At 73.4% G+C, this 9684-nt stretch carries 5 protein-coding genes and 1 pseudogene; 4 read left to right on the forward strand and 2 right to left on the reverse strand.

Going from position 1 to position 9684, the window contains the following annotated elements; all coding sequences use genetic code 11:
* Positions 1-25: 25 nt before the first annotated feature.
* Positions 26-5305, reverse strand: a pseudogene (locus ABD437_RS02945) (type I polyketide synthase); the annotation flags it as partial.
* A 324-nt stretch (positions 5306-5629) separates the two neighbouring features.
* Between ABD437_RS02945 and ABD437_RS02950 the strand changes: the two are divergent.
* From ABD437_RS02950 to ABD437_RS02965, 4 genes are read left to right on the forward strand one after another with little or no spacing between them, the layout of a single operon-like run.
* Positions 5630-6496 carry a 3-hydroxyacyl-CoA dehydrogenase family protein gene (locus tag ABD437_RS02950; protein ID WP_344647156.1) on the forward strand — a complete coding sequence of 289 codons (867 nt, stop codon included), beginning with the start codon at positions 5630-5632 and terminating at the stop codon, positions 6494-6496.
* Positions 6493-6768, forward strand: a complete 276-nt coding sequence (locus ABD437_RS02955) for an acyl carrier protein (RefSeq protein ID WP_344647157.1) — start codon at positions 6493-6495, stop codon at positions 6766-6768. The genes ABD437_RS02950 and ABD437_RS02955 overlap by 4 nt, the downstream gene beginning before the upstream one ends.
* Complete coding sequence (locus ABD437_RS02960) at positions 6761-7885, forward strand: acyl-CoA dehydrogenase family protein (protein WP_344647158.1); 1125 nt, start codon at positions 6761-6763, stop codon at positions 7883-7885. Before ABD437_RS02955 ends, ABD437_RS02960 begins: the two co-directional genes overlap by 8 nt.
* 10 nt (positions 7886-7895) lie before the next feature.
* Positions 7896-8954: an HAD-IIIC family phosphatase gene (locus ABD437_RS02965; protein ID WP_344647159.1), complete on the forward strand. Its 1059-nt coding sequence runs from the start codon at positions 7896-7898 to the stop codon at positions 8952-8954.
* A gap of 62 nt (positions 8955-9016) precedes the next feature.
* Here ABD437_RS02965 and ABD437_RS02970 read toward each other — a convergent pair whose 3' ends face one another.
* The gene (locus ABD437_RS02970; protein WP_344647160.1) at positions 9017-9682 is read right to left on the reverse strand and encodes an O-methyltransferase; all 666 of its coding nucleotides are present in this window, start codon (positions 9680-9682) and stop codon (positions 9017-9019) included.
* Between the last annotated feature and the right edge of the window lie 2 nt (positions 9683-9684).

The following is a 9684-nucleotide window of genomic DNA, read 5'->3' on the forward strand; positions in this document are numbered from 1 at the left end:
GGGTCGTTGCGGTGCCCGACGTGGCTTACTCATCGGCGCGGGCCAACCCCAGGTCCTGGCTGATGTACGCGAACATCTCCTCGGCCGTGGCGACCTCCAGATCGAGGTCGGGGCGGCCGGGTTCGTCCTCGGGCGGGGCCGCGAGCCGCGCGGCGAGCGCGGCGGCCCGAGCGGAGACCGCCGCCCGCGCCGGGTCGGACCGGTCGAGTCCGTCCGCCGCCGCCTCCAGCCGGGCCAGGTCGGTCAGCAACGCCGCGGCCGGCGTGTCGTCGCCGAACTCGGCGCTCAGGTGCCGGGCCAGATCGTCCGGGGTGGGATGGTCGAAGAGCGCGGTCGGCGGCAGCCGCAGCCCGGTCGCCGCGTTGAGGGCATTGCGCAGTTCGACCGCGGTGAGCGAGTCGAAGCCGAGGTCCAGGAAGCCACGGGACGCCTCGATCCGGTCCGGGCCGCTGTGGCCGAGGATCCGGGCGACGTGGTCGCGGACGAGGTCGAGCGCGGCGCGGTCCCGCTCGGGGCCGCGGAGCTCGGCGAGGCGGGCGCCCGACCGGTCGACGCCCGGGTCTCCCGATCGGCCGGGGAGCGCCGGGACGAGCGATCGGTACAGCGGCGGCAGATCGCCGGCCACGGCCCGGAGCCTCGCCGGCTCCAGCCCCAGCACGACGACGGTCGCACGGCCGGTCCGCTCGGCCGCGTCGAACAGCGTCAACGCCTCAGCGGGTGGGAGGGGGCGCAACCCGCCGCGACGCATCCGGGCCCGCTCGGCGTCCATGAGGCCGCTCGTCAGCCCGGTGTCCAGGTCCCAGGAACCCCAGGCCAGCGACGTTCCGGGCCGGCCGATCGCGCGGCGGTGCGCGGCGAGCCCGTCGAGGTAGGCGTTGGCGGCGGCGTAGTTGGCCTGACCCGCGCCGCCCAGCACCCCGGCCGCCGACGAGAACAGGACGAACGCCGACAGGTCGAGGTCACGGGTCAGCTCGTGCAGCGTCGCGGCAGCGTCGGCCTTCGGCCCGAACACCGGGTCGACCCGGTCGCCGTTCATCGTGGCGATCACTCCGTCGTCCACGGTGCCCGCCAGATGGACGACGGCGCGTAGGGGATGCGTGGCCGGGATGCCGGCCAGGAGCGTACGGACGGTCTCCGGGTCGGCGGCGTCCCCGGCGACGATCGTGAGCTCGGCACCGGCGGTCGCGGCCTCCTCGCGCAGCAGCCGCGCGCCGGGAGCGTCCGGGCCGGTGCGGGACAGCACGATCAGCCGTCGGGCGCCGCGGACGGTGATCAGGTGCCGGACGACGTGCACGCCGATACCACCGGTGCCGCCGGTGACGAGCACGGTGCCGTCGTCGTACGACGGAACGCCGGTCGTCGCGGGGACGGGTACGCGGACCAGCCGCGGGACGTGGACCGCACCGCCGCGGACCGCGACCTCCGGTTCTCCGACCGCCAGTGCCGCGGTCAGGTCCGCGGTGCCCGGCTCGTCCGTTCCCCCCAGGTCGACGAGGAGGAAGCGGCCGGGGTGTTCGGACTGGGCGGTGCGCACGAGCCCGTGCACGGCCGAGGCGACCGGGTCGGTGGGTTCGGCGTCGGGCCCGGCCGGGACGGCACCGCGGGTCACGATCGCGAGCACAGCCGTCTCGTCGACGAGTGATCGCCGGATCTCGCCGAGCACCGCGCGCACGGTGGCGGCCGCGGTCGGGTGCGGCTCGGGGGCCCACGCGACGACGTCGACGCCGGACGCCGGGATCGCATCGGCCCAGGCCCAGGTCGGGGCCGTCGCCGTGGCCGGAGGTACAGGTACCGGCTGCCACTCGACGCCGAACAGGCCGTCGACGGGGCTGCTCGGCCGCTCGATCGCCAGCGGCCGGACCGACAGCGCGGCCACCGAGGCCACCGGTCGTCCGTCCGGATCGGTCACGGTGACCGCCACCGCCGGGCCGCTCGCCGCGGAGGCCGGGGCCAGCCGGACCCGGAGCCGGTTCGCGGCACTGCGGTGCAGGTGGACACCGTGCCAGGAGAACGGCACGACCGGGGTGCCCGGCGCGTCGACAAAATCGCCGTACGCCAGCGCGTGCAGCGTGGCGTCGAGCAGCGCGGGGTGGACGGTGTAGCCGTCGGGCGGGGTGTCCGGGAGGTCGACCTCGGCGTACACGTGGTCGCCGCGGCGCCAGACGGCGCGTAGCCCCTGGAACGCAGGCCCGAAGGACATCCCGGCCTCGGCCATCGTCGTGTAGTGCCCGTCGACGGCGACCGGTCGGGCCCCGACCGGCGGCCACACCCCGACCGGCTCGGGCGCCGGTGGCGTCTCCGCCGCGAGTACCGCCGAGGCGTGCCGGGTCCACTCCGTGTCACCGTCCGGTCGGGAGTGGACGGTTGCGGTGCGGCGGCCGGTCTCGTCGGCGGCTCCGACCACCACCCGGAGCGCCCGTCCCCCGTCAGCGGGCAGCGCGACCGGCGCGGTGAGCACCAGCTCGTCGACGACCGGGCAGCCGGCGTCCGCCCCGACGCGCGCGACCACTTCGAGCAGCGTCGTGCCGGACAGCAGCACGGTGCCGCCGATCATGTGATCGGCGGTCCACGGGTGCTCGCGCACGGACACCCGGCCGGTGAACGTCGGTGTATCGCCCTCGACCGGCGACATCCGGGCGCCCAGCAGGGGGTGCGCGGTCGCGTCCAGCCCGACGGCGAGCGCCTCGCGGCTGCGCGGCGCCGGCACGGGGCGGTACCGCCTGCGCCGGAACGCGTACGTGGGCAGGTCGGTGAGGCGCTCCCCGAGCGGGGCGTAGAACGCGTCCCAGTTCACCGGGGTGCCGGACACGTGCAGCCCGGCGAGTGCGGTCACCAGCCGGTCGACGTCGCTGCCCGGCCCGTGCGCCGCGGCGTAGAACGCGCTCGGCACCGGGTCGCCGGTCGCGTCGTGACACTCCCGGGCCAGCGCGGCCAGCGTGCCACCCGGGCCGAGCTCGAGCCACGTCCGGACCCCGGACCGGACCGCCGATCGCACGGCGCGACCGAACTCGACGGTCGCCCGCACGTGCCGGACCCAGTAGTCGGGCGACGCGATCTCCTGGTCCACCGGCTCGCCGGTGACCGTGCTGACGACGGGCGTCGTCGGTGCCCGGTAGTCCAGCCGAGCAGCGACCGCCCGGAAGTCGTCGAGGACCGGGTTCATCAGCGGCGAGTGGAACGCGTGGGAGACCCGCAGGCGCCTGGTCCGGACCCCGGCGGCGGCCAGCCGCGACGCGACGGTCAGCGTCGCGTCCTCCCGGCCGGAGAGCACCAGTGCGCGGGGTGCGTTGCGGGCGGCCACGGCCACCTCACGGTCCAGCCCCTCCAGGCACCGCACAACTTCGTCGTCGGTCGCTTCCACCGCGATCATCGCGCCGGCCTCGGACAGCCCTCGCATGAGCCGGCCGCGGGCGGCGACGAGCGAGGCCGCGTCCGCGACGCTGAGCACCCCGGCGACGTGCGCCGCCGCGATCTCCCCGACCGAGTGCCCGATCAGCGCGTCCGGGTGGACGCCGAGGCTCTCCCAGAGCCGGAACATCGCGACCTGGAACGCGAACAGCGCCGGCTGGGTGTAGTCGGTGCGGTCCAGCAGTGCGGCGGCCGGCGACCCCGGCGGATCGAGGAGCACGGACCGCAGCGGCCGGTCCAGTTCGGCGTCGAACGCCGCGCACACCGCGGTGAGTGCCTCGTCGAACACCGGGAACGCCTCGGCCAGCCCGGCGCCGGTGCCGGGCCGCTGGGAGCCCTGGCCGGAGAACAGGAACGCCAGCTTCCCACCGGTCGGCCGCCCGGTGACGACACCGGCGGTGGTCCGGCCGGTGGCCAGCGCCTCCAGGCCGGTGAGCAGCGCGGCCCGGTCGGCCCCGACGATCGCGGCGCGGTACTCGTGGGCGGTGCGGGTCGTCGCGCTGGAGCGGCCGAGCGCGACGAGATCCGGCGCGTGGGTCGTGTCGAGCCCGGCTCGGTAGCGGGCCGCCTGCGCCCGCAACGCCTCCGGGTCGCGCGCGGAGATCAGCAGCGGCACCGCGAAGGTCGCCTCGGGGACCTCGTCCACGCCCGCGTCGGCTGGGGCTTCCTCGACAATGACGTGCGCGTTCGTCCCGGAGATCCCGAACGACGACACCCCCGCCCGACGCGGACGCTCCCCACTCGGCCACTCCCGCGCCGAGGTCAACAACCGCACCGCACCCGACGCCCAGTCCACGTGCGGGGACGGCTCGTCCACGTGCAACGTCCGCGGTAACAGACCGTGACGGAACGCCAGGATCATCTTGATCACACCCGCGACCCCCGCCGCGGCCTGCGTGTGCCCGATGTTCGACTTCACCGAGCCGAGCCACAGCGGTGTCTCCCGACCCTGCCCGTAGGTCGCCAACAGCGCCTGCGCCTCGATCGGATCACCCAGCGTCGTCCCGGTGCCGTGCGCCTCGACGACGTCGACATCGGACGGCCGGAGACCGGCCCGATCCAGGGCGTCGAGAACGACGCGCTGCTGCGCTCGGCCGTTCGGGGCGGTCAGCCCGTTGGACGCCCCGTCGGAGTTGACCGCGCTGGCCCGCACCACCGCCAGCACGCGACGGCCGTTGCGCCGGGCATCCGACAACCGCTCCAGCACCAGCACACCGACGCCCTCACCCCAGCCGGTCCCGTCGGCCGCCGCCGCGAACGACTTGCACCGCCCGTCGGACGCCTGCCCGCCCTGGCGCGCGAACTCTCCGAACAGGCCGGGGCTGAACAGCACCGACACGCCACCGGCCAGCGCGAGCGCGCTCTCTCCGGTCCGCAGCGACTGCGCCGCGAGGTGAACGGCCACCAGCGACGAGGAACAGGCCGTGTCGAGCGTGACCGCCGGGCCCTCCAGACCCAGCGTGTAGGCGATCCTCCCGGACAGCACGCTGCCGGCCGCGGACGTGGCGTGGTACCCCTCGGCTCCACGTGCCCCGGCCAGGACGAGGGGATACTCGTTCGGGCTGCCCCCGACGAATACACCGGTACGGCTGCCCCGCAGCGCGCGCGGGTCGATCCGGGCGTGCTCGACGGCCTCCCACGCGGTCTCCAGCAGGAGCCGCTGCTGCGGATCGAGCAGCGCGGCCTCGCGCGGGGAGATGCCGAAGAAGTCCGGGTCGAACGCGGTGAGTTCGGGAAGGAAGCCGCCGGCCAGCCGCGTTCCCGGCGGCACGTCCCAACCCCGGTCGGCCGGTGGTTCGGTCATCGCGTCCACGCCGTCGGCCACCAGGTCCCAGAACGCGTCCGGACCGTCCGCCGAGGCGTACCGGCAGGCCAGGCCGACGACGGCGATGGGCTCCGTGGACGCACCGAGCAGCAGCTCGTGGTCCTGCCGCAGCCGCTCGTTCGTCAACAGCGCCGCCCGCAGAGCGGCCACTACCGCCTCCGGCGAGGTGTTCATCGTGACCGTACCTCCGTAACCCGCTCCCCCGGCGGTGCCAAGTCTGCGAGGCCGGACGGAAATCGGGCACCCCTAGCCCCCTCCTAAAAGATCGGGGATCCATTGCCCCACCCCTTCTCGAATGCGCCCGGAAAAGCGGTAGGGGTTGTCCGGGAAAACGCGCCGTTCCTAATCTCGCGGAAACCGCACGGACTCTCGATCTTCTCTGCTCTGGAGAGCCTGATGACCAACGAACCGTCCGCCCATCGCCTCACGGTTCTCGGGGCCGGCGTGATGGGTGCGAGCATCACCACGACGGCGCTCGGACACGGCGTCCCCGTCCACCTCGTCGACACCGATCCGCAGCGCTTGGCCGAGGTCGGCGCGGTCGTCGAGCACCAGCTGCGGTTCGCCCGGATGATGGGTTCGCTGCCGGCCGGCCGGGAGACCGCAGCGCTGACGACGAGCACGAAGCCGGACACGGCGTTCGGGCCGACCGTGCTGGTGGAAGCGATCGTCGAGGACGCCGGTCGGAAGGCCGACGTCCTCGCCGAGGTCTGCGGCACGCTCCCACCCGACACCCCGATCGTCACGAACACGTCGTCCATTCCGGTCGACGAGCTCGCCGGTGCCGTCGACGACCCGGCCCGGCTGATCGGCGTCCACTTCATGAACCCGCCGTACCTGATCCCGTTCGTCGAGGTCATCCGGGGTCCGCGGACCGCCGGGCGCACGCTCGACGCGGTCACGTCGATGCTCGCGGTGCTCGGGCGGGACGCGGTGGTGGTGCGCGACTCGCCAGGTTTCGTCACCAGCCGGTTGCTCCACCCGATGCTCAACGACGCCGCGCGGCTCCTCGGCGAAGGCGTCGCGTCGGCCGAACAGGTCGACACGCTGATGCAGGGCTGCCTGGGGCACCGCACCGGACCGCTGCGGACCGCGGATCTGATCGGGCTGGACAACCTCGCCGACTCGCTCCGAATTCTTGCCGAGCGAACCGGAATCGACTCGCACCGGCCGTGCCGGACGCTGCTGGAGAAAGTGCGCAACGGAGATCTCGGCCGCAAGAGCGGCCGAGGTTTCTACGAATACGGAGAGGCTCAACCGTGACCATTTCATCCACCGGCGGAACCGCGTCCACCCAGGTCGACGAAACGATCCGCGAATTCCTCGAAACCCGGCTGAAGATCGACGTCCGCCCCGACCTCGATCTGTTCGCCTCCGGTACGGCCTCGTCGATGTTCGCGATGGAACTGGTGGTGCATCTCGAGCAGAAGTTCGGCATCGCGATCGTCGGACCGGATCTGGTCATGGACAATTTCCGCACGATCGAGTCGATGAGCGCCATGGTGCACCGCCTCCGGGACGACCCCGATGCCTGAGGTCACGACCGGCGCGCGGCTCCTCCTGGCGGAGCTGGTCGCCGGGAACGCCGACGCCTGGGACCGCGCGGGGGCCATACCGGAGCCGGTGCTGCGCAAGCTGGGCGCCGACGGGGTGCTCTGCGCCCAGGTGCCGCCCGAGTACGGCGGGCTCGGCCTGAGCAGCCGTGACAACGGAGAGCTCACCGCGTACGCCGGCAGCCTGTGCAGCTCGGTGCGCAGCGTCCTGACGTCGCAGGGAATGGCCGCCTGGAGCGTGCAGCGGCTCGGTGACGCGGCGCAGCGATCCTGGTTGCTGCCGGAGCTGTGCGGAGGCAAACTCGCGGCCGTCGCGTTCAGTGAGACCGAGGCGGGAAGCGACCTCGCCGCGATGGGGACGCGGATCACCCGCACCGGCGACGACGTCGTCGTCCACGGGACGAAGATGTGGTGCACAGCTGCCGCCACCGCGGACTATCTGATCGTGATCGGCCGGCTCGGCGACGGTGCCGCCGCCGCCGTCGTGCCCACCGCCGCGCCCGGTGTCCGGATCGAGCGGATCGAGGACGCGTCGGGGTGCCGGGCCGCCGGGCACGCGGACGTCTACCTCGACGAGGTCCGGTTACCCGCCGACCATCTGCTGGGCGGCGTCGCCCAGTCGTTGCCGATGCTGATCACGACCGCGCTCGCCTACGGCCGCGCCTCGGTGGCCTGGGGCTGCGTCGGCGTACTCGCCGCCTGCCTGTCCGAGGCGGCCCGGCACGCCGCCGGACGCACGCAGTTCGGCAAACCGCTGGCCGAGCACCAGCTGGTGGCGCGGCACCTGGCCGAGATCGCGGTCGACGAGCAGACCGCGCGCCGGGCCTGCGAGTACGCCAGCGAGCGCTGGGACGCGGGCTCCGCCGAGATGGTGATCGCCACCGTGGTCGCCAAACACGTGAGCGCCACCAACGCGGCGCGGGCGTCGTCGGCGGCCGTCCAGGTGCTGGCGTCGGCCGGGGCCCGGCAGGGACATCTCGTCTCCCGGGCCCATCGGGACGCCAAGTTGATGGAGATCATCGAGGGCACCACCGAGATCTGTCAGCTCGTCCTCGCCCGGCACGTGCTCGACCAAGTCCGCCTTCCGGCCGAGATCTGACGGAGGATCCGTGCTGCCCGTCATCGTGAAGTGCCTGGTCTGGGATCTCGACAACACGCTCTGGGACGGAACCCTGCTGGAGGGCGACGACGTCCGGCTCCGGCCGGGCGTGCGGGAGACGGTGGAGGCCCTGGACGCCCGGGGCATCCTCCACTCCATCGCCAGCCGCAACGAGCACGACCCGGCCTGGGAACGGCTGGAGGAACTCGGCCTGGCCGAGTACTTCGTCGCGCCGCGGATCAGCTTCGGCACGAAGTCCGCCGCCGTGCGCGCGATCGCCGACGAGCTGAAGTTCGCGTACGGCACGATCGCCTTCGTCGACGACCGGCCGGTCGAGCGCGCCGAGGTCACCCATCACCTGCCCGACGTGCGCTGCTACACCCACGACGAGGTGGTCGGCCTCGTCGACCGGCCGGAGTTCAGCCCGCCGGTGGTGACGGCCGACGCCCGGCGGCGCCGCTCGATGTACCAGGCCGCGTTCCGTCGGGACGCCGTCCGCGCGGATTTCGACGGGCCGGACGAGAGTTTCCTGCAGTCGCTCGACCTGGTCCTGCGCATCGTCACCGCCACCGACGGGGAGATCGACCGGGTGGAGGAGCTGACCCGCCGCACCAGCCAGATGAACGCGACCGGGGTCCCCTACTCCGACGCCGAGCTACGAGCGCTGCTCGACGCACCGGACCACGAAGTCCTGGTGACTTCGATCGACGACAAGTTCGGCCCGTACGGCGCGGTCGGCGTCCTCCTGCTGGAGAAGCGCCCGGAGGTCTGGCACCTCAAGCTGCTCGCCACGTCGTGCCGCGTGGTGTCGCTGGGTGCGGGCACGGTCATCCTCAACTGGCTCGTCGACCGGGCCGCCCGCGCCGGCGTGCACCTCGTCGCCGACTTCCGGAGCACGGCACGCAACCGGATGATGGACATCGCCTACCGGTTCGCCGGTTTCACCGCCGACGAGTGCGCCTGCCGGGCCCGACTCGCGCCGGCCGGGGACGCCGAGATCCAGCGGCTGCACCTCATGCCGGGGCCCCGGAGCGCCCCGACGACGATGCGGCTGGACGTCGCGATCTGATCCCGGACACCGGGCGAGGGTCCACCGCGAACTCGCGGTGGACCCTCGCCGCTTTCCGGCCGTCAGCTCCGCTTGCGGGCCAGCGTGACGCCGTCGGCCACGGCGAGCATCGACAGGTCCACCCGGTCGTCGGTGTGCAGTAGCGCGTTGAGCTCGCGGATCGCCCGCGTGTCGGGGTCCTGCGCGGCCGGGTCGACGACCCGGCCGAAGAACAGCGTGTTGTCGAGGACGATCAGGCCCCCGGGCCGCAGCAGCGGCAGCGCGGCTTCGTAGTAGTCGCGGTAGCCGGTCTTGTCCGCGTCGACGAACACGAGGTCGACGCTCTCCGGGCCGCTCTCGTCGGCCAGCTCGGCCAGCGTCCGGCGCGCGTCGGCGACCCGCAGCTCGATGCGGTCGGCGACGCCCGCCTTCTCCCAGTGGGGCCGACCGATGGCCGGCCATCGATTGGTGACGTCGCACGTCACCAACCGTCCGCCGGGAGGGAGCGCCCTGGCCATGCAGAGGGCGCTGTAGCCGGTGTAGGTGCCGATCTCCAGCACGAACCGCGCGCCGGTCAGTGCCACCAGCAGTCCCAGCAGCTGGCCTTCCTCGGCCGCGACCTGCAGCGCCCGTCCGGCCGGCAGCAGCGCCGTCTGCTCTCGCAGGTCACGCAGGATGTCGTCGTCGCGCAGGGAGGTGTGCCGGACGTAGCCGAGCAGCTCGTCGGTGATGGTCAGTTGGTCGGCCATGC

Source organism: Cryptosporangium japonicum (genome assembly GCF_039524755.1).
Taxonomy (GTDB): Bacteria; Actinomycetota; Actinomycetes; order Mycobacteriales; family Cryptosporangiaceae; genus Cryptosporangium; species Cryptosporangium japonicum.